22 protein-coding genes (1 of these 22 running past the window's edge) are annotated in these 25,089 nt (G+C 44.8%); 6 read left to right on the plus strand and 16 right to left on the minus strand.

The features are described 5' to 3' along the window. Together ACK4EX_RS04165 and ACK4EX_RS04170 are read right to left on the minus strand one after the other, a co-directional pair. Positions 1-1,035 carry the start of a T9SS type A sorting domain-containing protein gene (locus tag ACK4EX_RS04165; protein ID WP_409770021.1) on the minus strand. It extends 1,371 nt beyond the left edge of the window, so the window shows 1,035 of its 2,406 coding nt (coding positions 1-1,035); it begins with the start codon at positions 1,033-1,035; its stop codon lies off the left edge, out of view. Positions 1,036-1,038: 3 nt separating this feature from the next. After that, a complete protein-coding gene (locus tag ACK4EX_RS04170; RefSeq protein WP_409770024.1) occupies positions 1,039-1,230 on the minus strand; it encodes a PID-CTERM protein-sorting domain-containing protein in 192 nt (63 codons plus the stop codon). A 605-nt stretch (positions 1,231-1,835) separates the two neighbouring features. Between ACK4EX_RS04170 and ACK4EX_RS04175 the strand changes: the two genes are divergently transcribed. Continuing rightward, on the plus strand, positions 1,836-2,432 hold the full coding sequence (locus ACK4EX_RS04175) for an ACP phosphodiesterase (protein ID WP_409770026.1): 597 nt from the start codon (positions 1,836-1,838) through the stop codon (positions 2,430-2,432). A gap of 50 nt (positions 2,433-2,482) precedes the next feature. Here ACK4EX_RS04175 and ACK4EX_RS04180 read toward each other — a convergent pair whose 3' ends face one another. Next, on the minus strand, positions 2,483-3,262 hold the full coding sequence (locus tag ACK4EX_RS04180; protein ID WP_409770028.1) for a nitrilase-related carbon-nitrogen hydrolase: 780 nt from the start codon (positions 3,260-3,262) through the stop codon (positions 2,483-2,485). Between ACK4EX_RS04180 and ACK4EX_RS04185 the strand changes: the two genes are divergently transcribed. Both ACK4EX_RS04185 and ACK4EX_RS04190 read left to right on the plus strand, forming a co-directional pair. Further along, the gene (locus tag ACK4EX_RS04185; RefSeq protein WP_409770030.1) at positions 3,243-4,310 is read left to right on the plus strand and encodes a tetratricopeptide repeat protein; all 1,068 of its coding nucleotides are present in this window, start codon (positions 3,243-3,245) and stop codon (positions 4,308-4,310) included. The two genes, ACK4EX_RS04180 and ACK4EX_RS04185, sit on opposite strands and share 20 nt — an antisense overlap. Positions 4,311-4,362: 52 nt before the next feature. Then, complete coding sequence (locus ACK4EX_RS04190; RefSeq protein WP_409770032.1) at positions 4,363-5,628, plus strand: choice-of-anchor V domain-containing protein; 1,266 nt, start codon at positions 4,363-4,365, stop codon at positions 5,626-5,628. Here the strand turns inward: ACK4EX_RS04190 and ACK4EX_RS04195 are convergent, their stop codons facing one another. The 5 genes from ACK4EX_RS04195 to ACK4EX_RS04215 form a co-directional block, all read right to left on the minus strand. Continuing rightward, on the minus strand, positions 5,629-6,027 hold the full coding sequence (locus ACK4EX_RS04195; RefSeq protein ID WP_409770034.1) for an HIT family protein: 399 nt from the start codon (positions 6,025-6,027) through the stop codon (positions 5,629-5,631). An 11-nt stretch (positions 6,028-6,038) separates the two neighbouring features. Next, positions 6,039-6,515, minus strand: a complete 477-nt coding sequence (gene greA, locus ACK4EX_RS04200; RefSeq protein WP_409770036.1) for a transcription elongation factor GreA — start codon at positions 6,513-6,515, stop codon at positions 6,039-6,041. Between the two features lie 79 nt (positions 6,516-6,594). Continuing rightward, positions 6,595-7,635, minus strand: coding sequence for a PorV/PorQ family protein (locus ACK4EX_RS04205; RefSeq protein ID WP_409770038.1), 1,041 nt, complete (start codon positions 7,633-7,635; stop codon positions 6,595-6,597). Between the two features lie 22 nt (positions 7,636-7,657). Further along, positions 7,658-11,728, minus strand: a complete 4,071-nt coding sequence (locus ACK4EX_RS04210) for a hypothetical protein (protein ID WP_409770040.1) — start codon at positions 11,726-11,728, stop codon at positions 7,658-7,660. 10 nt (positions 11,729-11,738) lie between these two features. Further along, complete coding sequence (locus ACK4EX_RS04215; protein ID WP_409770041.1) at positions 11,739-15,386, minus strand: carboxypeptidase regulatory-like domain-containing protein; 3,648 nt, start codon at positions 15,384-15,386, stop codon at positions 11,739-11,741. 184 nt (positions 15,387-15,570) lie between these two features. Here ACK4EX_RS04215 and ACK4EX_RS04220 point away from each other — a divergent pair, with 184 nt between their 5' ends. After that, positions 15,571-16,038 (plus strand): hypothetical protein, encoded by a 468-nt coding sequence (locus ACK4EX_RS04220; protein ID WP_409770044.1) that lies wholly within the window; start codon positions 15,571-15,573, stop codon positions 16,036-16,038. Between the two features lie 44 nt (positions 16,039-16,082). Further along, complete coding sequence (locus ACK4EX_RS04225; RefSeq protein WP_409770046.1) at positions 16,083-16,952, plus strand: hypothetical protein; 870 nt, start codon at positions 16,083-16,085, stop codon at positions 16,950-16,952. A gap of 1 nt (position 16,953) precedes the next feature. Here ACK4EX_RS04225 and pfkA read toward each other — a convergent pair whose 3' ends face one another. The 8 genes from pfkA to gldF form a co-directional block, all read right to left on the minus strand. Next, on the minus strand, positions 16,954-17,925 hold the full coding sequence (gene pfkA, locus ACK4EX_RS04230) for a 6-phosphofructokinase (RefSeq protein ID WP_409770049.1): 972 nt from the start codon (positions 17,923-17,925) through the stop codon (positions 16,954-16,956). A 6-nt stretch (positions 17,926-17,931) separates the two neighbouring features. Continuing rightward, complete coding sequence (locus ACK4EX_RS04235; protein ID WP_409770052.1) at positions 17,932-19,053, minus strand: class I SAM-dependent RNA methyltransferase; 1,122 nt, start codon at positions 19,051-19,053, stop codon at positions 17,932-17,934. After that, entirely contained in the window at positions 19,054-19,350 is a 297-nt protein-coding gene (locus ACK4EX_RS04240) for a hypothetical protein (protein ID WP_409770053.1), read from the minus strand. Positions 19,351-19,449: 99 nt separating this feature from the next. Then, entirely contained in the window at positions 19,450-20,301 is an 852-nt protein-coding gene (locus ACK4EX_RS04245) for a fructosamine kinase family protein (protein WP_409770055.1), read from the minus strand. Positions 20,302-20,379: 78 nt separating this feature from the next. Beyond that, positions 20,380-21,435 (minus strand): DHH family phosphoesterase, encoded by a 1,056-nt coding sequence (locus tag ACK4EX_RS04250; RefSeq protein ID WP_409770056.1) that lies wholly within the window; start codon positions 21,433-21,435, stop codon positions 20,380-20,382. Between the two features lie 12 nt (positions 21,436-21,447). Next, complete coding sequence (locus ACK4EX_RS04255; RefSeq protein WP_409770058.1) at positions 21,448-22,239, minus strand: SDR family oxidoreductase; 792 nt, start codon at positions 22,237-22,239, stop codon at positions 21,448-21,450. 3 nt (positions 22,240-22,242) lie between these two features. Next, positions 22,243-23,964: a gliding motility-associated ABC transporter substrate-binding protein GldG gene (gldG, locus tag ACK4EX_RS04260; protein ID WP_409770060.1), complete on the minus strand. Its 1,722-nt coding sequence runs from the start codon at positions 23,962-23,964 to the stop codon at positions 22,243-22,245. Then, entirely contained in the window at positions 23,965-24,696 is a 732-nt protein-coding gene (gene gldF, locus ACK4EX_RS04265; RefSeq protein ID WP_409770063.1) for a gliding motility-associated ABC transporter permease subunit GldF, read from the minus strand. Positions 24,697-24,794: 98 nt separating this feature from the next. Between gldF and ACK4EX_RS04270 the strand changes: the two genes are divergently transcribed. After that, complete coding sequence (locus tag ACK4EX_RS04270; RefSeq protein ID WP_409770066.1) at positions 24,795-25,031, plus strand: hypothetical protein; 237 nt, start codon at positions 24,795-24,797, stop codon at positions 25,029-25,031. Positions 25,032-25,089: the final 58 nt, after the last annotated feature.

A 25,089-nucleotide genomic window follows, 5' to 3' on the forward strand; every position in this document is an offset into this window, starting at 1 on the left:
GAGACGCATCTGATGATTTACGGTACCTGTACCCGATACAGCCCCATAAATCAGCCGGGCATAATCGGTTTTTGAAGTTGCTTCGAGGGTGATGGTTCCGTTGTTGGTAAGGGTGCCGGATACTTCCATGGATCTTCCCGCTGGAATTGTGGTTGTTCCATTAACTGTAAAATTCTCTGTGGAATTGCTTGGAATAATCAATGGTGTTGTACCTGACGTAGCATTGGCTGTATTTACAGCACCCCACTGTCCATCGCTGTCTGTAATTACATATTTTAAATTTCCAGTGGTATGATCTCTGACTTCAATTCTGCGTATTCCATTTGAATTATTATTGTTGACATAAGCCCCCCAACGACCATTTGCTGTAGCTGAATCTCTATACCACGATGCAATAGATGTAGCATAAGTTATTCCAACATTTTCCACATATGTACAAGCGATTGGTCTTCCAGTTCCAGACACATTGTCGTATAATACCACAAAATCTTTAGTGCTACCGAGCGAGTTTTGCCAAATTGCAGATATGTTAGAGGAGCTTGTTCCAAAATTAGCTACGATTGCAGAATTTGTGGTAGTAAGTCTGGTGGCAACTGTTGTTCCGCCGGCACCATCATTAAGCATTATTCTCATAATTACGTTATTCCCCGGTGTAAATCTTGTATTACCACTAGGTTCGGTGATAAACCATCCGGTATAACTACCAGATGCATTTGTAGTAAACTCACCAAAACTTCCGGATGTTGATAAACTTGGGCTTGATGTTTGGTAAAAACTCCCAGTTTCATTGTAAAAAATCACATTACCAGCACCATTAAATGTTGCTCCATCAGAAGAAATAACAACTTGATTAAAATATCTGTAAGTTGCATTTGGGATTAATCCGCTTATTGTCACGCGGAAAGCATATGGCACTCTGTTGTTATTTGTTCCATTTATGCCTTGAATATACTGCGGAAGAATTACTTCTGTCAAAGAGGGCTGTGAAAACATTGACAATGAAGGAAATAATAATAGCAAATAAAATCTTTTCATCACTCAGTCGTTTATGCGGTTTGACTTCATTTTCTTAGCGCCATAGGCTGCACCGGCAGCGATGAGCAGTCCGATCCCGCCATCGATGGGCACAGGGCCTCCCGGAGGGTCGGGTTGAGCATAGAGGGCTACAGGAGCCACTATAGTCGCTATCCACACGATAGACGATGCTGCGATGTTGAAAAGTTTTCTCATTTTTTGTAAGAATTAGACACTTTTTTTTATCATTGACCAAATGTATTTGTCTGAGAAAAAATCTTCGGTGTTGTGGGATTAAGATTTTGTTACCTTTACGTTTGACTGTTATCATAGACAATTTGTACATGAAGGAACATTTACAGAAGTTAATAAATTATGAACACGCATAGAATGGAATGCTAACTTTGTACATTGACCAACTGTGTTAAAAAACACATTAATCAATTGAGCATATATCACCTTTTTTGAATTGGATTCGTCAAAAAGGTCGTTTATCCATGCATAGTCAAAAAAATTTCGAGCGTATTAATTACTTGCAGAATTCTAAAAATATAATTTGGTCTATATTAACGGTTTTTGTATTGAATGAATGGCGCCATATTTAGGGCCAATCATCATATAGTAATCGTCTGGTAAACAACATTAAATGTGATAAGCGATATAGAAATCACCACAATACCCATCTTAGCCATGCTATCTTTACTATTTTAATAGAAAGCTGGTATTTTGAGGAAGATTATTTTTTCAACTTTAGAAAGAAATACTGAGAAAAAAATGTAATTTTTCATGGCACTACGTGTACTTTCATTAATAAAATTCACATGAACTACCTCGGCCATCTGTATCTGTCACCGCACGACGCACCCTTCAGACTCGGCAATCTGATGGCCGACGGGCTACCTGCCAGAACGGTGGTAAACTACCCTTCAAGGATGCAACTCGGCTATCGTTTCCACCTTTGGATTGACGACTTTACCGACCGCCATCCCTCCTTTAAACACAGCCGTGAGCTATTGGCCGTCACTCAACGACATTATGCCGGGGTGGTGGCCGATGTGCTGTACGACCATTTTTTGGCCAAAAACTGGGCAAAATATTCTAACGAGTCACTTGAAGATTTCAGTCAGACGTTTTACGTTCAATATCAAAGCTATCTGGATGTACTTCCTGAAAAATTTACCTATATGATGCAGTACATGGTACGCTACCGATGGCTGGAGTCCTATGCAAGTGTAGAAGGTTTGCAGCAGGCGCTATCCGGACTTGGCAGGCGCAGCCGGTACAAGAACAATATGCACACAGCCATTGAAGATATTTATGCTAACTATGAACAGCTGGAATGCGATTTTCTTGAGTTTATGGCTGAAATTAGGCGTGCTGCCCGAAAATGGCTAACTGACCATAACGGCTTTCTGTAGAATCCAACATTTTTTCAAATAGAGCCAGATTAAACCAAAAAGGCGGTACTTTAATAAACTTCAAAGCGATCGGCGTCCTTTAGAAAACCTAGAGACTCTCGCACTTGCACCAATTCATCCATCCTTACCGCAGCCGATACAACCTCTTCCCTACCCTCCTCAGCCACATGAAGGATTTGCCCCAAGACATCATACACAGCTGAATCGCCCGAGTGATATACGCCCTTTGCATCGTAGCCCACGCGGTTTACACCGGCCACGTAGGCCATATTTTCAATGGCACGGGCAGGCAATAGGGAACGCCAAGCATGGCTTCGTCTGTGTGGCCAATTCGCAACGTAGAGCAGCAAATCATAATACGCTCCCGGTCGTTGACGCGACCATACAGGAAAGCGCAAATCATAGCAGATCATCGGACATATTTTCCAACCACGATACTCGATCAGAATCCGCTCTATTCCGGGTGAATACACTTTTTCCTCTCCGGCGAGTGAGAAGAGGTGCTTCTTGTCGTATGTGTATTCCTCCCCTTCAGGAGTCAGGAAGTACAGCCGATTATAGTATCTGCCGTCATCGAAGGTAATCAACGATCCGCAAACAGCCGATTGATATTTTTCAGAAAGCTCTATCAAAAGTCGCCTGCCGGATTGGGCGGCACTATTTTCAAAAAGATGAGGCTCCATGCTGAAACCCGTGTTAAACATCTCCGGGAGCACAAGGAGATGGCAGCTGGGCATATCTTCGCACAGTTTTTGGATTTTGGCGTGATTGGCTTCTATATCGTGCCATTGAATATCGTACTGCAAAAGATTGATGCGCAATTCGTTCATAGGAAAATTTGGACTTATTTGTTTGATTTGGCTCTCCGCCGTACACACAAAAGTACATGCTCAGAAAGTCACCCGTATGCATGCCGAAGGCCGCTATTCCGAGCTGCTGGTTTACGGCTCAAAGATTGACTCTCTACGAGGTGATGAGGCCCTGCTGGTAGCCGATGCCTTTTTCAGAAACAAAAATCCCGGAAAAGCCGAAGAAATTCTCCGGAAGGTCATCGGACGTGGCTACACCACTGAAGAAGCCTACTGGCAACTAACTCAGGTGCTGCTCGCCCAGGAGAAATGGCTTCCGGCACTCGACAACATTGAGAAGGCCCTGAAATTCAACACATCAAACTTCACCTACCTGAAAGTGCGCGCGGGCATTCTGTTGCAACTTGGCAAAAACCGCGAGGCCGAGGCCGAATATCGAAAGTTGCTGCGCTTGCGACCCCATGATGAATCGCTTCATTGGCTCACTTACCAGTCCATTGTTGAGCAGGAAGACTACCGACGAGGTAAAAACTTTTTACTTTCAAATTTGTCGAAATTCAAAACTTCAGAATTTAAAAACAAGGTGTATGACGCACTGGTGCGCTTCTATCAATACACAGTGCAAAATCCGGACAGTGCCCTTTATTGGGTAAAAAAATGGCAAGCGGAAACGGGAAAAAATACTCTAAACGTTCCGATGGAACTAATCATTCTCAATACGTTGGGAAGGCATGATGAAGCAATAAAATTGTATGTTGACAACAAAAGATTGTTCTCTCCCGGCACCGATGGCGTCCTCTTCGATGAAATTTCGGGCCACTCAGAATTCGCGCTTCAGGTTTATCATCATGTCGAAAAATCTACCTACACCATGTACATTATGGATGCCGAACGTAAGTATATTCAGGGCAAAATCATTTGGAAAAAAATCGATGACGGCCGATCGGAAGCCATAGTCAGCCTTCCTCGACAATCAATCCGTAAAATTTATTCTATACCCATCAGCAATTACCAAAAAATAAAACAACAAAGTATTAACATCGCAAAAAGTGTGAACAATCTAGAATAATTTCGCTTGAAACAAATTGGCATTTTTAGATGTATTTAACGAAAACAACCGGATGAAAAAACACACTGCCCGAATTGCAGCGATTATTAGTTGTGCTGCCCTGGTTACAGGCCGGCTAACGAGCTACAGCAGCGGATTTTTCGGAAATGGATACACCGGTTCACCAGGCAATAATGGTATGACGTGTGTTTCATGTCATTCAGGCTCTCCGGTCACCACAGCACAGGGAGCCATTTCGAGCAATATTCCGTCTTCAGGATATGTGCCGGGCCAGTCCTACATTATCACGATCACAGCACAGCACCCTACTTTTAACACGTTTGGTTTCATGCTTACGGCGGAAAGTTCTTCCGGGGCTAAGGCAGGTAACTGGACAATATTAAATACTACCGAAACCCAGTTAACAGCAGGAGGCGCATATGTTTCTCACACTTCATCCGGAATTAGTGGCATGAATAACAGCAAGACATGGACTGTACAATGGACTGCACCTACACCTGGGGTTGGTCAGGTGACCTTCTATGCAGCCATCAACCGTGCCAACGGCAATTTTTCGACCAGTGGCGATCAGATACAGACAGCCACGTTGGCCGTAAGTCAGTTCAGTCCACCTCCTCCACCTCCACTCAGCCTTAAAATAGACACAGTAATACACGAGGTATGCCTCAATGGATGCAATGGCAGCATACAGGCCTCACATACAGGGGGTATACCTCCGGTTACATATTCCATTACAGGTGGCAGTTTTATAAATCTGTGTGGGGGTCAGTACTGGGTAAAAGTTACGGACAGTGTAGGTCAGAAAGACTCTTTGCAGGTCACAGTTCAAAATGGTGTAAATCCACCTGTACCGGATATTATATATGACCAGCAAAATATACTGCTTTACACTACAGCCCAGGCAGCACAATATCAATGGCTTTACGATGGCCAGCCTATACCCAACAGCAATAACGATACGCTTAGTCTGGTAGGATTACAGCCGGGAGAATACAGTGTGACAATTACTGATATAAAAAATTGTCAATCCACTTCGCAGAAACTTACAGTAATTTTTGGCAATATTCATCTCATAACTGCTCAGGACATAAGAGTATTACCCAATCCATGTAAAAGGGGGCAGTCCGCTTTCTTTGAATGGAATTACGAACCGGGTGAGTGGTTACTGTTCGATACTTCAGGCCGGTTACTCAAACGCTCTTACGCCGATCCTGGAAGAAATTTTATTCACACAGAGCACTTAAAACCGGGGACGTATCTAATCGTCATCCGCACCGGAAACTTATCACATGCCATATCTAAAATGCTGATATTGTGACTATAATTTCAGATGCGAGATGATTTTCTGCCGGGAGGCCTCTAGCACTTCAGGAGATAACTTTAGTTTGGGTTTGGTGAAATTAATGTCATTCATCGCATTAATGGGCATAAGGTGAATGTGGGCATGAGGAACTTCAAGTCCAATAACAGCCACACCAACCTTTATGCAAGGATATGCGTCTCTGATGGCATTTCCGATTTTCTTTGAAAAAGCCCAAAGTTCAGTATAAATATCATCGGGCAAATCAAAGAGGTTGTCCACCTCCATTTTAGGAATAACCAGCGTGTGACCTTCCGTAAGGGGAAATATATCGAGAAATGAATAGCAATTTTCAGTTTCGGCAATTTTATAGGATGGAATTTCGCCTTTTACGATTTTTGTGAAGATCGACGCCATATTCAAAATGTTTATACCACGGATATTTCAAGAATCTCGAATTCAAGGGTTCCGGCAGGTACTTTGATCGCTACTTTCTCACCTACTTTCTTTCCTACAAGACCCTGACCGATGGGTGAATTTATGGAAATCTTTCCTAACTTGAGGTTGGCTTCCGATTCAGATACCAACGTATAAGAGACGACCTGATTGTTTTTAAGGTTTTTAAGTTTTACAGTACTCATGACCATCACCTTCGATACATCGACATCTGATTTATCCATCAGACGAGCATTGGCGATGAGGTCTTCGAGTTTCGATATTTTTAGCTCCAAAAGGCCTTGGGCTTCTTTTGCTGCATCGTATTCTGCATTTTCAGATAAGTCGCCTTTATCGCGTGCTTCCGCGATTTGTTGAGAAATCTTTGGCCGTTCTACGTTTTTTAGATAATCGAGCTCTTCTTTTAATTTCTTTAAACCTTCTGGGGTTAAATAGGTAACTTTTGACATAGGTGTTCTTCTTTTAAGTTAAATAATAAAAGAATGAGACCTCGATTCGAGGCCTCATTCACGCCACAAATATACAATGTTAAAGCGATAATCTAACGCCTATGGAGTGAGTACCCTGAAAGGGTGTACGAGTTGTGCGAATAGAATAGTCAAAAGCAAGATTTGAACCTGATTCTTTAGACATGGGCACTAAAAAAGAAATACCAGCGGCTAAACCTGTATGGATATTAGTTTGTTGGCGGTCTATACGATTATCAAAGATGGTGTAACCAACTCTTGCCATGAAGGTTTGACGAAAAGCGTATTCGAGCCCTACACCATACTCATCTTTTTGAAGAGAGTTAGATTGGAAGTTGATAGCAGCGGTCAACAATTGATCACCACCAAGAAAGAAGTCATAGCTGCCACCGATTACCAAATTTGATGGAAACTCAAATTTTGCTGATCTGCTTGAGAAAGTTTGAGTGTAACCACCACCGGGAACAGTCGCTTGTATAGACATACCGTCACCACCGAAGGAGGCAGATGGGCCGATGTTACGCAGAGTGATTCCGAATTTTAGGCGGTTTTCTTCACCGGTGTGATATTGAACTCCTGCATCAACAAGTAGAGCTGAAACACTAAGGTTTGGAAGGCCCTGATTGTAAAATTTTAGATTTATGCCTCCAAAAATACTCTCCGTAAACTTTTGAGCATACCCACCCGTGATGATAGCAGCATAAGGTGAAATCGTAGAAATACCACCATCAGGCTGCGCTTCTGTGCGAACGATTAATTCTCCGTAAGAGAAATTGTTAATAGAAAGCGCCAAAGCTCCGGTACTACCTACAGTCTTTACAAGACCAATAGAGTTAATAGTGATATCACTACCGGCAAGCCATTGAGTATTTGTAAAAGCTATTTCGAGATTTTCGGTATTTGCAATACCAGCGATGTTAAGGAATACAGATTCAACTCCTCGTACACCGGCAGTATTTACATTTCCCCAGCCAGAATTTCGGGCCCAAGTGTTGTTGAGCAATTCATTAGCACCGGCTGAACCAACGCGCTGGGGGTTACCGGCAAAGAGTGAGCTTGCAGAGAGGCTCACAGCTATTGCGATAGAAGTTATTCTTCTCACTTTTTTACTCGGGATTAAATTGTTAGAACGCATTCAGGTCCACAGGTCGCATAGCACCAAACCACTTGACCACTTTATGCCCTATACCAAAGGCATCGACGTGTATGATGTACATTCCACTGGAAATGGGGATGCCATAGTTGTTTCTTAGATCCCATTCCACCCAGGTATCGGTATTGTCTTTTGTAATTGTACGAACAAGCTCTCCGTTGGTTGTGAAGATATTGATGTTACAACGTACCGGTAGATTAATAATCTTTACTCTGTTGTCAAGCTGAGAGGTCTCATACAGCGAGTAAGCGAAGTATGGATTAGGCACTACACCGATCAGATCGAGCGCATTCTTTGCTGTTTGTAGATCGTTGTTACGAGCAGCTATGCTTCGAGTGCTAAACTTATAGGAAGGATTGCCATTGTTTCCGTCAGGATTAGCACTGAACTGTGTTTGATAACGAGAGAAAGAGCGAGATACTCTCAGTTTAATAGTAACCTCAGCAGGCATACTTACATTGGGATCTACGTTATAACCAGGCGCTGTAAGAGGTATGCTTACCCAGTCAATATTTCTGAAAACAGCAGCTCTTGATATTGGTTGATTCAGGTTGCTTATTTCATTGAACAGCGGGAAGTCCTGAGGTTCATTTCCACGGTAAGTAAGGTCAATTGGTTGACCGGAACCATTCAATCCATCAGCAGCAAATACATAAACGTAGTGCTGCCCACCGAAAACAAAGTTTCCAAGTTTGTCCTGCACTTCAGAGGTTGGGTTCCATCGCATATCGTTGCCTCGCTGGCCAATGCGGAAGGAGTTTTCACCAAAAGCCATACAGAGTCTTCTGCCGGTTTCAACATCAATGGCATATCCGGGGAAGAAGGACCAACCCTGTGGTAAAGAAGGATCCTCAACCAACTGACCATTTACCAAACTCAGTGATGTACTCCTGCGCAGATCAAATTTATTTGCATCACCAATGGCAAGAGCAGGTTCCTCACACAATTCAAAAACAGGCACCCGGGTCCATTTACTACGGTCATTGGTAATCACAACATTTATCGATCTCAGGTTTGCAATATCTCTCCTTGGTGTTTGAGCCCGTGCCGGACCCATTCCTAAGTTGTTCGGAAGGGCTAACGTGTTTGTTCTAGCTAATGTGTACGGACCCCAAGTACCATCCACAAATGTTGCAAAGTATCTACAGGGATCCATTGGCTCAGATATATTTGTATTAGGCAAAACAAAAGTTTGATCAGGATACAGGTTAGCTGGTGGAGACGTAGCAACGGTATTAGTTCCTACAGCCAACCAGTTTCTCGGTGAAAAGGAAGTATTATCGGAGACTCCAGAGAGCCATGCTTTATTCGGATCTGTGAAGATTATCTGGGATCCAACTACACCATTTCTGTAGGTGCATTGCCAGTCTCTTCCTGGATTATTAAGGTTACTGATGGTCACTGATAGTCCAAGTTCCGGAATTATTTGCTCATTTGGGAAGCTCAGCGTGGTATCACTAAAGATCGGATTAGTCAGATTACCACCCGTAATAACCCAACGGGCGGTATCACCCACTCCTATAAGTTTTAAATTAAAATCTCCTGAAGGAACTCTTTTTGGGTCAACCACTTTAATATCGAGTGGACCAAAACCAGGTAGATATGCTAATTCATCCACCCTACCATCGCGTACGATTTTTTCTTCAATATCAGGTCTTAAATCTATGAATTTACCCATATTACCAAGACCTTCATAACGAATGATTTCAGGTGAATCGCCATAATTAGCCCCTAAAATCAAACCGTTTTGCTCTGGCTTTGTGATTCTTGGAATTCCTTTAAATACTAAAATTCCTTCAGCACCTGAAGTCTTTCTACCTGGCAAATAGGGTACTTTTTGAGTCAATTCTGGTCTGGCAGGATCGAATGGTGCAAATTGATTGACCGCATAGGCGATGGCAATGAAGTAATATTCGCGATGATTGATTAATCTCCTGTTAGATCCAGTAGCAAAGGCATCCTCTAATATTCTAAATGACATTCTGATACCATTGTTATTGGCTTGAATTGTCATATCTTGAGGAACGAGTGCATTTAAGCTCGGATCTCTGGTGTAGTTTACAAGCTGTGCATGTTGGTTTTTGATGTCACACTGAGCTACTAAACGAGCTAACGCAGGGTTGTAGAGATCAGCAACACTGACGTTGGCATCTCTCAACTGGAAGATTTGAAAACCTTCGAATTTGTAGTCATAGTATCCTGTGTCGCGCGCAGTTTGAATTTGCTGTGGAGTTGCCCCGGGAGGATCTGGGATCAAAGGATCTCTCTGACGATAGCGTAGATTGAAATTGTTAGAAGTTTCATCATAAAATAAGTTTAGAATCAATTCACGATCCAATTCTACGATGTTGAGTCTCGGACCATCGGGACCATCAAGCAATTGAAAGCAGTTGTCAAAGAGTTTTTGAGCCTTGTCGTCAGCAATGATTACCAATTCCATAGAGGCAAACAAGTCATCAGAGAAAAAGTTTCTCGCCCAAACTGCACCTGTTGTAATGAAGTTAAGAGCACCAGGGGCAAGTGAGAAAGGACCGGCACAATGAAGGCCTCTTTTATCAGCTTTGTTTGCGGGAGATTCCCACCATCCTCCGTTTGGAAGTGGAGCGTCGGGCTTATATGCACCAGTAGTATCGTATGATAGACCTGGATAAGCGAAAAAAGTACGGGTACCTGAACCATCTACAGTAAATCCATCCCCGTTATTAGTGTTACCCTTGCCGCTCGGATTTTCAATGACGAGAGGGTTACCATTTCTCCATATACACTGAAGGTATTGATAGAATTCAGCTGCATTCCTCGGGTCGGTTGTATTGGGGTTAACACCAGGGCTTCCTGTGTTATTGTAATACATAAAGCCGCTCATGATGATACGCTCATTTCTACCGATAGCCGGATTCTCAGGTTGACAAACTCCAAAGTCGTCGCGTACACCATCCACACATCCATCGCGGTCGTTGTCTATACCATCGAAGTAATCAGCAAATGGCCCTTGGAAAAAGTCAAATCCAATGGCAGGAGGATATGCTCCGTATCCCAGAGGACCAGCATCTACTGGCTCTGCGTTATAAACGTATCCGAGTCCACGTGCAATATCGCAGCCAATAATGTCGTCATAGGGGTTTCCCAGGTCGGCGTCAAACCAGGTACCAAAGAATGTATTTGTAAGTCTGAAAGTTGATTTGTTCAGGATTCGGTAGTTGTAAAAGGTCATATTGTTGATCTCGTCATTGGTCGAGAAGGCAAATGCCTGGGCACGAATTTCAAAACCGAGTGCTCCGGCCTGTGTTTCAGTGTGAATATTTCCACGGTCATTGTACACCCACCATATGGTCATATCGCCATACAAGAGGTCAACCTCTTTAATTCTACAATCGAAAGCTCTGTCAAGGTCATAGGCAGGATAATCAAAGCGATAGTCGTAGAGGTCGTTGCCATCTAGATCCATGAAAGGAGCAAGTTTGAAATCTAATTCTCCGTTAATACCATTACCTGGCCAATCGCGGATAATGGTGGGTACTTCATTTTCATAATTAGGATACTTAGCAGCTAAGTCGCAGTTTGGGTCGTCTTTGCACTGAAGCCAGCCTCTGTGTTTTTCTACCTGGGATCTGAAAATAATCCAAAATCTATCATAAGTACGACAAATCTCCGCATTTACACTTGCGAGTCCGTCGTTAGACAAAGGACCAGGCCAATAATCGTTACCGCGCTGACGATAGGTCATTGCGCCGAGTTTCAACTGATTACCCTCGTCCAATCCACCTAACCATAGAGCGCCGGCAAACATGGAGTGGCGGTTTGAACCTTTCGGTACTTCATATCGCGGTTGATTAAGGTTCCACCACATGTCACCTGCTGCTAATACAGTGGCTCTTACGTTATTCAGGTTAAGGTCAGCCTGGGCAGTAGCGGGTGCGCACAATTCCTGTAGAGTTCTACCTGTACGCTTTTTTGGGCTTCCAAGGCCCGGAATTTCTCTGGCGTTCATAAAAAGGGCAGCATTTGCCAGAGTGAGAATGAATAGTGTTCTCAACCAATTCATATTCAAATTATTAGAAATTAAACATAATACCTAAACGAATTCTTCTCGGCAAACCGAAATTAAATGGGCTCAATAAACGCACATTGTAGAGGTCGATATAAGACTGTGCACTAACCTGAGAGTTGATTGAGTTCACGGCCTGTGGAGAGGTAAGATAGCCATCGTCATCAGGCAATCCGGTGTATGGATATACAGCTACGATGTTCTTAGTGTTAAGCAAATTGAGGATCTGCAGGTATACATCTAAACCATAGACTTTTTTGCTTTCTTTATTGAATTTTATGTCAAAAACCTTATTTACACGAGCATCCACTCTTACTTGCCAGGGCAGACGTGAACCGTTTACTTGCCCGATAAGCGGGGATTGAGTTTCAGAACTATTGATCGGATACGCAAACAGCCTTCTCGAATAAGGGGTACCTGAGTTTGCAGTTACTACGAAATTAGCACCAGCGTTTTCAAAAATGCGTTTGTTAAACCAAACAGGGCCATTGTAATTAACTCCCTTCCCGTAGCGATAGTCAAGACGAGTTACAATTCTGTGGCGGGTATCGAAACTAAGAGGCAGGATATAGCGAATGTTTGGCTGTCCTGAGCGGGCCAGGTTTGCACCAGAGTTAGGACCAGAACCCGTACCATCGGCAAATTGGAGGGTATAGTTTGCTGTAACACTTACATTTCCAGTACGACGAAGGTCAAATTCGAAGGTGAAACCTTTTACAGTACCAAAGTCGCGGTTACCATATGTAATATATGTATTAGGATATGCCTGGGTGAGAGCAATGGTTTGCATCATATCTCGCATCTCGCGATAGAAGGCTGCAAGCTTGAGAACGGATCTGGATGAGAGAACTTGTTGGAAACCAAGTTCGTAATCAGTAGTTCTCTGAGGCTTAAGATTCGGATTATTAATCGGGTCTTGCAGGTTTTTACCAAATTCCAGCTCGAGATATTCAATGGGATTAAATCTTGACAATCCAACATCAGGTCGCTGAGCGAGTACATCGTAATGCGCATAGAAAAGTGCAACGTCAGAAATCGGGAAGTTAAAGCTCACACGAGGCATTACTACTACCTGAGGCCTGTAGTCGGTAAATGAGTTTGGGCCAAGACGTTGGTTCTCAGGGCGGTCATAGAGTACCGGACGCACATTACCACCTCCGAGGTCGGCTATAAGCTTGGGGTTATCTACCCGACGGCCCAAGATGTCGTACCAGTTATCGCCATCTCGGAAGCCAACGATGTTTGAAAACTCGTTACCTCCAATAAAATAGTTGTAGTTATCTACATATAATGCGAAATTATCTCCAATGTTAGAAGGAATATTGCCTCGAATGTTGGGGAAAATTCCGTTGCGCACCTCACCAACGGTTACACCTGGATACAAATTATATGGATCCTTGAGAACCGGCTGGTTTAGATCGAAATAGTCAACGCGCACACCTACGTTAAAACGCAAATCATAAAACTCAAATTGGTCTTGAATATAACCGGCTACATAGATGGGTTCGAAAGCGCCGATAGGTCTAAGCAATCTTCCATCAGCACCCCTGCGGGTAAAGAAATCGTTTATGGAAACACGTCGTTCTGAAATTCTTCCGGTGTGGTCATATCCATAATATCCGACAAGGCGAGAACCACTCAAGTTAATAAGTTCATCAGCACTAAATAGATCAAGTGAAAACACAGACGGATCGTAGCTAAACACGTTCAAGAAGTCCAATCCATTCGGATCGAGGCCAATTCTTCTTCTGAAGCGCTCGTCAAAAGCGTTTTGCTTGCCGGCATCAAATTTTCTAGGATAATAAATGGTGTCTAAGAATACGCCATTTTCATCTCTTACAGGCATGGGCTTGCCAAAGTCGAGCTCGCGGATATGGTCATTTTGCAACTGCTGCATCAAGCCCCAAAGTCCATTGGCCCCTACGCTGAAAGCGCGATCTATGCGCTGCTCGAATTCAAAACCTGTAATAATCTGGTGGCGCAGGTATTCAAATGAAAAAGAACCTGTAACGCGGAACTGAGAGAAGCGACCTATGCTGTAACCTGCTATCTGAGCACCTACGTTACCCCATAAATCGTTATATACTGTCTGTGGATTGTCGCCATTCCAGAGTGCGCGGCCTTGACGGAGTGCATCATATGTACGAGTGTTTCCCAGGAATGGATTTGCTCGTACGGTCTCATAGAAAATCTCTGTATATCTGGCTCTGATGGGATTGTATGGACCCGGACGGAAAGTAATAGCTGTGTCAAAAGGCACAATAGCTAACCAACCTTGCAGTCCGGTAGCGGTATCAGTACCATAGGTGAAAAAGAACGATTGAAATCTATCAAAATAACCAATATGGCCATACGCAAAGATGTTATCTCTGAATCGCGGATCAAAACTTCTGCGCTCACTCCTTGAGTAATCAACCTGAATTTGGTAGTAAGCATTTTTGATTTTAGAACTACCTTCTGAAGAACCTAAGGTCTGCTGGAATCTAGCAAACACCGCCCAGTCGGAGTTATTGGATTGTCCATAGTTTTCGTAATTAAAAAGTGAATTCAGGAAACTAACGTCTTTGCCCCATCGAGCTGAAAGGCGACCTCCCAATAAAATGCCCGAATTTGCTCCTGTTTTTATATTAATGTTCGACTGCAATCTCAACTCACTGCGATCGGCGTTTAATCGCGCGGGAATTTCTTCAAGGTCAGCCATTGTAATAAATTCTGTATTGTAGAGAACCCCTTGACCCAGGTTCGCCGGACGTACCGGTGTTTTTTGCAGTTCGCGCAAAACATTCTCTTTTACTCGGTACTGCTTCGTTACGAAAGGTCTTGGGTCGGCCTCGTATTGAAATTCTGATGAGAGTAGAAAACCAACTATCGGTTGACCCTTCTTCTTAATGAGTGGACCACCGGCAGTTAAAGCGAAAAGATTAAAGTGATACTTGTCAAAAAGAGAAGAGGAGAGAACTTCCGCTTCACCAAAGTAATTCGAAGAAGGACCCTTGGTAGTAGTAGAAATTACGCCACCGATCGCGTCGCCAAACTGAGCGGGAAGACCACCCGTGTACACTTGCTGCTGCGCGATGGCACCCTGAGGAAGCGAAAGGCTACCGCGCACCTTTACACCATCGATAAAATAGGTAGTTGCATCTTCGCGACCACCGCGTATGCTGATACCACCTCCTTCGACTGCCTGAAATGCCCCAGCCGCTGTAGCAGCCACTGCTGCCACATCGCGTATGGCCATTTGGGTGATTTCTTCAGAAGTCACTACTGTTTTGTTATCAACCAGAGGCTTCTCCCAGGTGATGGTAACCTCTGATAGCATTTCAGTAGATTCCTGCATGGGAATGTTTAGGGTGGTAGCCTCGTTCGGCTTTATTAAAATTCCGGTAATAGTAGCCTTAGCATAGCCCACTGCTGTTACCTCAATGTTATATGTACCGGGATTTAAAGGCGAAATGTTGTAGTTTCCGTTGTCGTCACTAGCTGTTCCCTTTACCACTGCCCCAGCTTTGTCTTTTACAATTACATTAGCGAATGGCACAGGTTCTTTGGGATTGCCTTTTTCAAAAATCCTTCCTATCAATCGACCTGGTCGCTCTTGTGCGCCGGCTGATAATGCAATAGCACATAAGAAAATGACGAGTAATCTTTTCACCATTTTTTGATTGTTATAATTTGGGCATTTTAGAGGGCATAAATTAAAAACATTTTAAATAATCCTTCAATAAAGGCAATAAGATTTTTTATTTCCGCGTTAGTGTGACGTATCTTACTGATTCTATTTTTGTTATAATTAGGTTAACGGTCAATTAATAAATTTTGAAACAAAATTGAACTTAGAGATGACTATAAATTTTGAAAATTTTAAAGGCTTTAAAGTCTGGAAATTTTTCGTTTTCTCAATAGCAATCGTCTTTATGCTCTTCAGTTGTAATGAATCTAATCAGCACATGGTGCCAAACGTGGTAGTAGATGAAATCATTTATCTCAACTTACCCTCAAGTGCTCCGTTACAATCTCCGGGCGGATGGATTTATCATCCAGGAGGGTTTAGAGGTTTACTGATTTACCGGGCTTTTTTTAATGGGAATGCGGATGACTTCCGAGCTTTTGACCGAACATGCCCTAATCATGTAAATCAAATATGCGGTGTAGTTCATGTTTTGCCTGATAATGTACTAACATATTGCAAATGCGACAGTGCTCGCTACGTATTGTTTGATGGGACACCTGCACAAGGCAATCAATCCCAGCCTCTCCGACAATATAGAGTGCAGTTTTTCGGCAACAGCATCCGGGTTTTTAATTGAGTATCGATTTTTCTTGTTTTTATTTGCTGTAAATTTTAGTAAAAATGAACACCCGTTATGTGCTATGCACGGCTGTTTTGATTTTTTCACTTCCTCTATTCTCTCAAAATTACTATCAACAAGGATTTTTTATCAGAGGTGGTGCCTCTTACACGTTGAGCCAACCTTACTCCATTCCTTTTAATAATTGGGAAAATCGAACGCTTACAGACTCTACACTCGATATACAGGTAAAATATTTCTCCCCAGGCTCTGGTGCTTTTGCACATTTAGGAGTAGGGTATCAGATAAATGATATCTTCCGAGTGGGTTTGGATGTGGCTTATCAATTCAATAGCACTTCCACGGTAAAAGATGTTTACACCACACGCATCGACACGGTCGATTTCACTTTTGAATCGCCCAGAACACTGACTTCTAATGCTTTTCTCTTTACACCTGAAGTGAGCTTTATGTTGCCAATAGAGTATATCACAAGGCCATATATACGCGTTGGCTTCCCAATACTTTTCGGTGTACTTCAGGAAAAATCGTCGATGGTGCTTCCTAATGGAAGCAATTTTTATGATTTTATAGAGAAACAAACAAATTATGTAGGACGCATTTCAATGGGCCTATCTGGTGCTATCGGCGTTGAGTGGTCGCTTGACGATCGGTTTTTTATCTTTACAGAGATAAGAGCATTAAATGCAAATTTCGCTCCGAGAAGGTCTGAACTGGTTTTTTATGAAGTAAACGGCCAAGGCCAACTGAATCAATTTGCCCACTTTGAGCGCGAAACCGTGTACGACCGCAACATACGAATCACGGACAGCGATGAAATCATCGCAAATGAGCCCAGCCGTGCCAGGCCATTCAGTCTGCCTTTCAATCACATTGGTATATCCGTAGGTCTTACTGTGCAGCTTTTTTAAGTTATCGGGACAGTGTTTCTGCGATTTCGAGCAGGTAGCGGTTGAGTTCTTTGTTGTGTTTTATAGCTTTTTCAAAAGGCACATAAACGATTTCACGACCCTGGCGGCCGACCATTACATTATACTTTCCGGCTATTAGTCCCTTCACAGCTGCATATCCCATTTCGCTGGCCAGCACCCGGTCATAGGCTGAAGGACTGCCTCCGCGCTGAATGTGGCCAAGAATTGTCACGCGCACATCGTACTTGTTAAAATTTGCTTTGACAGCCTCTGCCACCTGATAGGCGCCACCACTTTCATCGCCTTCGGCTACAATTACGATGGATGAATGCTTCTTACGCGACCATCCTTCGCGCAGTTTTTGTATCAGTACATCGATGTAAGTAGGTGTCTCCGGCACCAGAATGGCTTCAGCCCCGCAGGCTATGCCCGACCGCAAGGCAATAAATCCGGCATCTCGACCCATTACCTCAACGATAAAAAGCCTATTATGAGAGGCGGCCGTGTCGCGCAGTTTGTCCACAGCTTCTACCACTGTATTGACTGCTGTGTCATATCCTATGGTGGAATCCGTGCCATACAGGTCATTATCAATCGTGCCGGGGGCACCAATGGTTTTGATTCCGTGTTCTTCGTAAAGGACTGAAGCCCCCTTGAAAGACCCATCGCCACCGATACAGACCAGTCCTTCGATGCCATACTTTCTCAGATTTTCAGCGGCTTTAGCGCGGCCTTCCGGTGTGCGAAATTCTTCGCTTCGAGCAGTTTTGAGGATGGTGCCTCCGCGCTGAATGATGTTTGACACATCGCTGCTCTGCATGGGTATGATATCACCCTCAATCATGCCCTGATAGCCCCTGTAGATGCCAAACACCTCTAATCCATTGGCCAAAGCCGTGCGCACAGCCGCACGTATGCATGCATTCATGCCCGGTGCGTCACCTCCTGATGTGAAAATTCCGATTCGTTTCATGGCATATTAATATATGTGAAATTGTTGAAGAAATACCGGTAGTTGTCCGTTGTAAAGGGGAATGGTTTGGGAGGATTTCAATCCCAAGTGTTTCGTATGTTCCTTACCGGCTGAGAGTATCCAACACTCACTGCCGGGATAGTTTTTTTTCAAGGTTTCGCCTAATTTTGAGAAAAAAGCCTTTGGATCGATTTTCAATCGTTGATTGTACGGCACATTCATCATCAAAAAGGCCTTGTCCACTGGATTTTTCCAGGTGAAAAAATCAGCTTTTTCAACGTAAACTTTAGAATGACCAACTATTTTTTCAATAGACTTTCTCGCGTTTTCAATGGCTGATGTATCGTTGTCAATTGCATAGAATACTGTTTTACATTCCATGGATTCTTCAGACGTTGTAACCATTGCTTTTTTCCAGTGATCTTTGAATGAATCCCAATGAAATTTCAAAAAAGAAAAGTCTTTTCTAAACCGGTTAATACAGGAATTTTTTTTATAAAGCAAAGCTTCGCTTAGGAAGGTGCCCGAGCCGCAAAACGGATTGATGAAGGGCAGATTTCCGTCATATCCACTGAGCCTTATAATACCATGAGCAAGCACTTCATTCACAGGCGCCTTTGCTGAAAGCGATTTATATCCTCTTTTGTACAAGGGTTCGCCGGAAGTGTTAATGTAGATAGATACTGAATCTCTATAGATGTATTGATAAAATTCTATATCCGGATTTTCCACATCGACATTGCTCCTCGAGCCTGACGCTATCCGCTGAACATCTGCAATGGCATCTTTTAGCAGAAGGGAGGCATACATCGAATTGTCAATCCACGGACATTGATAAACATCGCTCTTTACGGCAAATGTTTGATTGGTTTTCAGGTAGTTTTGAAACGGAATTTTTGATGATTTGCGCACATATTCCTCTTTAGAACCAGCTGAAAATTCATCGATTAATACATAAACGTAAAGAGCCACACCGCAGCACACATTTACATCCACGATGAGCTTGCAGTCACCCTTGCACAGTACTGATCTTTTTTGAACAGAGAGCACTTCGCCACCAAGGCTTCGAATATCATCGGCAAGCAAATTTTCAAATCCAGTAAGTGTTTTGACAAGTAGGGTGTACATTCAGTGGTAAATGAGGTCAATTTTCGGCGGATTTTTTTCATCGTAAGGCAGTTGTGTAAAGACGACATTGGCTCGTGCTGTATCTTCTTTTTTTACAGCAAAGAAAACACTGTCGAGAAAGGTATTTTCTCCTCTCATAGCCTGAATCACAAGGGTAAATGCAGAGTCGCGTTCGCGGGCCACAAGGGTTGTCTTAACCTGTGTGACGATGAGCGTGTCGGACAACTGATAAGGCAAAATTTCTACATTCGAAATAAAAGACTCGTTTTTTTCTGTCGATTCCTCCTCGGATTTCATCTCGTCAGCACATCTACAAGACGAAAGTAACAAGCAGAACAGACCCAATAAACTGAGCGAAATCAGGTAGTTGGATTTTTTCATAAGTCGTCAATCGGTTTACACATACACGCGAATGCAATCTACGCAATCGGCCTGATACGACATGCCAAAAAGTGCTGCGTGAACAAGAAGGGGATAAAGCTTGTAAAGCGGTAATCTTTGCCTGAAATCGGACAATAGAGGAAACGTTTCGTAATAGGCCTTGTAAAAGTAATTGTCGAAGCCTCCGAAGAGCATGGTCATGGCCAAATCTACTTCCCTATGACCAAAATAGACCGCCGGATCGATGAAATACGGTCGGCCGTCGGCTGCAGCCATCAGATTACCACCCCAGAGGTCGCCGTGCAAAAGCGAGGGGGCTTCATCAGGAAGCAATTCGGGAAGTTTTTTGTATAATTCTTCCAGATCTGTGAGCACAAAATTCAGCAAATGACCACGCCTATGCGCTTCTGCAGCCGCCGGCCAGAGTTTGGAATGAAAGTAGCACTCTGCCCAATTGTCATACCGCCCATTTGGCTGCGGTAAAGAGCCGATATAATTGTCTTCGTCGAGGCCAAAAAAGGGCTGTGGCTGACGGTGCAGTTCTGCCAGCGCTGCACCAGCCAACTCCATGGTCGCAGAAGTTTTTTGGCCGGGCTCGATCCATTCTAATACCAAAACATCATCATCGACCAGCAATACTTCAGGCACATTCTTAAGACCTTGTCTTTTAAGCATTTGCAGGCCTCTGGCTTCTTTCCGGAAAAAATCCGCAGGCATCGGCTGTGATGTGGTTTTTACAAACAGACGCCTATCCCCGCCTTCAGCACGATACGATTGTCCAATACAGCCGCCGTGGACGGGATGTAATAATACCTTTCCATCAATATCAAAAAATGACTTAAACAGTCTTATAACTTTGTCCTCCAAATTTCTTTATTGTAAATTTCTGTAATTTTCCAATAATCCACGACTGTAAAGTACACTCCTTTGTATTTTTTTTTTTTTTTATGACTTTGAACCGGTATTCAGAAGTCCAGCCACTGTCCCTTCAAATTGCTGAATAGCCTCCTCCATCGGCCCATACCATGTGCCACCGGCGGCATTGCGGTGGCCACCTCCATTGAAGTACTTGCGGGCATATTGGTTTACATCCACATCGCCTTTTGAGCGAAAGGAAATGCGAATTTTACCTTCTTCTTCCCGAAAGAGGGCTGATACTTTTACCCCTCGTATGGATAGCCCCATATTTACAAATCCTTCTGAATCGTCTTTGTCCGCACCCGATTGTTCAAATTCCTCTTCTGTAATCCATGAATACGCTACAGAATCGCAAGGAAAGGTCAGATGGCTGAGCATGATGGCCATGAGCCTGAAGCGTTCGGGACGGTTTTGGTCGAAAATGGCTTCGTGAATGGCCGTATGAGGTGCGCCGGCTTCGAGTAAGGCCGCCACAGCCCTATGAGTGCGCGGTTGTACTGTATTGAAGCGAAAGGAACCGCTGTCAGTTAGAATGCCTGTGTACAAACACGTAGCCACAGCAGGTGTGAGCCACTTTTTGTCAGGATATGCTACTGAAAGTACGTGAAAGAGCAATTCACATGTACTGCAATATGACGTATCAGAAAATGAAATCGCAAAACCTGTATCAGGCTGCTGGTGGTGGTCGATGAGTACTTTCCTGCCTGTGAAAGATTTAAGTGCATCACACATCGCATCACCGGTACGGCTGAGGGTGTTGTAATCAAGGCAAAAGAGCAGGTCAGCCCTTTGCAGCGCGTCAATGAGAATGTCAGGTTTCTGATTATATGGTACACAGACCTCTGCCCCGGGCAGAAATTGCAGAGATGGGGATATTTCGTTTGGTGTAATTAAATGTACTTTTTTGCCCATATCACTGAGCACGTGATACAATGCCAGAGAACTCCCTGAAGCATCACCGTCAGGATTTATGTGCGTGGTGATCACAAATTCCGACCCTGCATCGATGAGTTTTTGTAATTCAGCGGCATCATTGGTCATGTACACAAAGGTAGATTCAATAAGTGAAAAGGATTTTCTCATAAAAAAACTGACTTAAAGCGATGGGGTGCGCCCGCCATCTACCGGCAGATTGATTCCTGTGATATAAGCCGCCTCCGGTGAAGCAAGGAATACAGCTGCAGCTGCAACTTCTTCCGGCAGGGCAAACCGACCTGCCGGGATTTCGCTGATCATCTCCAGGCGCACCTCCTCAGGCGACTTTTCTGTTTTTTGGGCCTTTGTCTCAATGATGGCCTTTAGGCGGTCAGTATCCGTAGCACCAGGCAATATGTTATTCACCGTGATGCCGTGTGGTGCTAGTTCATTGGCCAGGGTTTTTGACCAGTTGGCCATAGCCGCCCGGATGGTATTAGATACGCCCAGATTGGGTAGCGGGGCTTTTACAGAAGTGGAAATCACATTGATGATTCGGCCATAGCCTGCATGTTTCATCCCTTGCAGGCATGCCTGCATGATAAGGTGTGAAGCGATAACGTGCTGTGCAAAAGCCTTCTCAAGCTCCGATGCAGCCGCCTGATGTAAGGGCCCTGGTGCAGGCCCACCGGTATTGTTGATGACAATGTGAAAAGTCTTTGAGTGGGTGGCGATATATTCATCCAATGTTATCTTAAGGGCATATGGATCAGCCTGATTGGCAGCGATGTAGTCGTGCTTCTGGCCTGCCGAGGTGCTCAGTTCGCTCAGCGCTGTTAGACATTTGGCCTCATTGCGGGCAAGCAGGGTAACGGTAGCACCGGCTGCAGCCAGGCGCTTTGCTATGGCCAGTCCGATACCGGCAGTACTTCCCCCTACGAGGGCATTCAGTCCATTCAGTTGGATATTCATTGATTATACATACATTTTTTTGCGAATCTGCATATAGACCACCCCGGACAATACGACAATCACCACCGGAAGAGCCACATTGATGATCCTCCACAGCCACATCTCCTCGTATACGCGACTCATCTTCAGCAGCCTGAGTTTAAACTCACGGTTGCGCAGGGCGATGAGGCCTTTGTCGTCCAGCAAATAGTCGAAGATGTTGAGCATCAGGTCGCGGTTGCCGTACTGAGTGCCTGTAAACTGGTCGAAGCCCAGCGGAAGGGGTACCCCTTTCTGGATGTTGGGGTTCACGATGTTGAGCTGATTTTTAATAACATCGCCATCGGCTATTACCACTTGCTGGGTCGGCAAACTCTCTTCGCGGAAGGGTATCTGACGACCGGATTCTTTGGGCACAATCTGATTTTTGAAATACGACGTAAACTTCCCTTCCAGCAGCAACCCCACAGTTAAGAAGCGTTTGGGATAAGGTTCTACACCAGGATAGTTATACAAGTGCGCCAACCGCACGATATGTGGCGTGGCTACCGTACGGGTAGCGTCTGAAGTCTTCAGCAGAGGGGTCTTTTTCACGCCGGGTGCCATTACGGTGTCAATGGTTGAGGCAAATTCGAGCTTTACAGAGTTCAGATCTTTTGTGATCGGGTGAAAGACCAGAGGATCGATCAGCGGGAAGTATATCCACCTGCGCACCGAGCGCATATCACTCACCCACGCAGCCTTGCGGTCTTGCACCAGATTGGTATTGATGCGAAATCCGTAGCGGAAAAATAAATTTCCCAGCCGCAACTCATCCAGAATCGGATAGGCCATAAACTCCGAGGCACGGCTCAGCGAGTCCATATCTGCCGCCACCGCATCGATCAGCCACACCACTTTACCCCCGTTCATGATAAACTGGTCGATCAGAAAGAGGTCAAGGTCCGTAAAAGGCTTCTGTGGCTTTGCCACCACCAGACAATTGTAGTTGTCCATCCGCTGCATTTGCCGAAGGATGCTCACATCCCCGGTGACAGAGTCTTTTTCATACTGGCGAATGTTAAAGCGCGAGACAGTATAATGCTCCGACAGCGCTCTCGAAATATCTGCCACTCTTCCGGGCAGCAGTTCGTCATGCCCCTCCAGAAAAGCGATCGTCGGGCTAAACTTTCTTGTCAGCTTCCGTATGGCATTGGCCAGATTGTATTCCAGGTTTTGTATGGCGATGTTGATCTGGTTCTCAGGTGTGGTGTTGATGTGTGTGCTCAGCAGCTGAATGGCGGATTCCTTTTCCCCATAGGTAGCAATAATCCCCGGAAAAAGCTGCAGAAACTGCACCTGATTGCCCTCATTCACTTCCACCTGCACAGGCGAGAGCCCTTTAAATTCCAGTTGCTGCTGAAAGTCGCGCACCGCCTTCTTATCACCCACCGAAGCAGGGTCTTCTACCTTAAACAAGATGTTCCGGTTATACGCCCTGAATTCCTGTAGCACCTGACGCACCTCCCGCTGCAGTTTTCGGAAGCCCGAGGGCAACTGCCCATCCAGATAGAGCGTAAAAATCATCGGCTCCTTCACTTCAGCCAGCAGTTCTTTGGTGACCGGCGAGAGGCTGTAGCGCTTCTCAGCTGTGAGATCAAGTCTTACCACCCCCGCAAACTGCACCAGCACATACGCAGCCACCACTGCAGCCAGCAGGCTGCCATACCATATGTAGAGATTCTTTACCTTTTTAGTCATGCGCATTTAGCTTCTCCGCACTATTAATATCAATCGGGTAGTAGCCAGCGCCACCAAGATCATCCCCGCAAAGTACACCACATCTCTGCTATCCACCACCCCACGGCTGATGCTGTTGTAATGTTCACTGATGCTGAAGTGCGCCAGCAGCAGTCCAGTATTTCCTAGTACACTCAGAGCTGCCAGCTGATCAATCACATAGAAAAAGAAAAAACACAGAAACACCCCAATCAGAAAAGAAACGATTGAATTCTCCGTCAGCACCGACGCAAGTATTCCAAGGGCTGCGTACACCGCGCCGAGCATCAGCAGTCCGAGGTACGAGCCTATGGTAGCCCCCGAATCCAGATTGCCCGGCGGGTCGCCCAGCACATACACCGTCGCCACATACACCAGCGACGGCAGCAGCGAGAGGATTACCAGCGTTACAGCCGCCAGATATTTGCCCAGGATCAGCTGCCACTCCGTAAGAGGCCGCGTCAGCAGCAGCTCAATCGTACCGTACCGAATCTCATCCGAAAACATCCGCATCGTAATGGCCGGAATCAGAAACAGAAACACCCAGGGCGCAATGATAAACAGGCTATCCAGCCCCGCATACCCCATCGATAGCACATTCAGCCCCCCCGGAAACACAAACAGAAACAACCCCGTAAGCAGCAAAAAAGTAATAATCGTCAGGTACGCCGTCAGCGACCCGAAAAAACTTCTGATTTCCTTCCAATACAGACTTACCATCGTACCACACTCACAATAGACCAGCAAAAGTAAAGCCCCACCGGCTAAATACCGCCCTAAATCGCAGGACTGCACTGGATATTAAGGGTCTTTCACAGATGGTTTTTTTGGGCGTGCCCCCTGACAAGGCGCCTGTAGCGCCTTCGTCAGGGGTCGGGCTATCCGCTCCTATTCGCCTTGCAGCCGGGCGAGGCACATCGGGCTGCGGTGGCTTCGCCTGTCGCCTCCTCGCCCTGTGTGCCTCAGGCCCGTCTGCTGCGGCTCATATCCGCTTCTATCCCTCACGCGATGCACGTCAGCTTGCTGCACATCTCGCGCTTCCATCGCTCCAGTAACAAATCCGTGATAACATGCGCTTCTTCCAATCGACAGGCAGAACGCAGTGAAAACTAA

Origin of the sequence: Thermaurantimonas sp., assembly GCF_046299575.1 — a bacterium.
GTDB lineage: Bacteria > Bacteroidota > Bacteroidia > Flavobacteriales > Schleiferiaceae > Thermaurantimonas.

What these genes read in the sequence shown, in the direction of transcription:
- ACK4EX_RS04170 (WP_409770024.1), bottom strand. Translation starts at nt 1,230, where the DNA reads ATGAGAAAACTTTTCAACATCGCAGCATCGTCTATCGTGTGGATAGCG.
- ACK4EX_RS04175 (WP_409770026.1), top strand. Translation starts at nt 1,836, where the DNA reads ATGAACTACCTCGGCCATCTGTATCTGTCACCGCACGACGCACCCTTC.
- ACK4EX_RS04180 (WP_409770028.1), bottom strand. Translation starts at nt 3,262, where the DNA reads ATGAACGAATTGCGCATCAATCTTTTGCAGTACGATATTCAATGGCAC.
- ACK4EX_RS04190 (WP_409770032.1), top strand. Translation starts at nt 4,363, where the DNA reads ATGAAAAAACACACTGCCCGAATTGCAGCGATTATTAGTTGTGCTGCC.
- ACK4EX_RS04195 (WP_409770034.1), bottom strand. Translation starts at nt 6,027, where the DNA reads ATGGCGTCGATCTTCACAAAAATCGTAAAAGGCGAAATTCCATCCTAT.
- greA (WP_409770036.1), bottom strand. Translation starts at nt 6,515, where the DNA reads ATGTCAAAAGTTACCTATTTAACCCCAGAAGGTTTAAAGAAATTAAAA.
- ACK4EX_RS04210 (WP_409770040.1), bottom strand. Translation starts at nt 11,728, where the DNA reads ATGAATTGGTTGAGAACACTATTCATTCTCACTCTGGCAAATGCTGCC.
- ACK4EX_RS04215 (WP_409770041.1), bottom strand. Translation starts at nt 15,386, where the DNA reads ATGGTGAAAAGATTACTCGTCATTTTCTTATGTGCTATTGCATTATCA.
- ACK4EX_RS04220 (WP_409770044.1), top strand. Translation starts at nt 15,571, where the DNA reads ATGACTATAAATTTTGAAAATTTTAAAGGCTTTAAAGTCTGGAAATTT.
- ACK4EX_RS04225 (WP_409770046.1), top strand. Translation starts at nt 16,083, where the DNA reads ATGAACACCCGTTATGTGCTATGCACGGCTGTTTTGATTTTTTCACTT.
- pfkA (WP_409770049.1), bottom strand. Translation starts at nt 17,925, where the DNA reads ATGAAACGAATCGGAATTTTCACATCAGGAGGTGACGCACCGGGCATG.
- ACK4EX_RS04235 (WP_409770052.1), bottom strand. Translation starts at nt 19,053, where the DNA reads ATGTACACCCTACTTGTCAAAACACTTACTGGATTTGAAAATTTGCTT.
- ACK4EX_RS04240 (WP_409770053.1), bottom strand. Translation starts at nt 19,350, where the DNA reads ATGAAATCCGAGGAGGAATCGACAGAAAAAAACGAGTCTTTTATTTCG.
- ACK4EX_RS04250 (WP_409770056.1), bottom strand. Translation starts at nt 21,435, where the DNA reads ATGAGAAAATCCTTTTCACTTATTGAATCTACCTTTGTGTACATGACC.
- ACK4EX_RS04255 (WP_409770058.1), bottom strand. Translation starts at nt 22,239, where the DNA reads ATGAATATCCAACTGAATGGACTGAATGCCCTCGTAGGGGGAAGTACT.
- gldG (WP_409770060.1), bottom strand. Translation starts at nt 23,964, where the DNA reads ATGCGCATGACTAAAAAGGTAAAGAATCTCTACATATGGTATGGCAGC.
- gldF (WP_409770063.1), bottom strand. Translation starts at nt 24,696, where the DNA reads ATGGTAAGTCTGTATTGGAAGGAAATCAGAAGTTTTTTCGGGTCGCTG.
- ACK4EX_RS04270 (WP_409770066.1), top strand. Translation starts at nt 24,795, where the DNA reads ATGGTTTTTTTGGGCGTGCCCCCTGACAAGGCGCCTGTAGCGCCTTCG.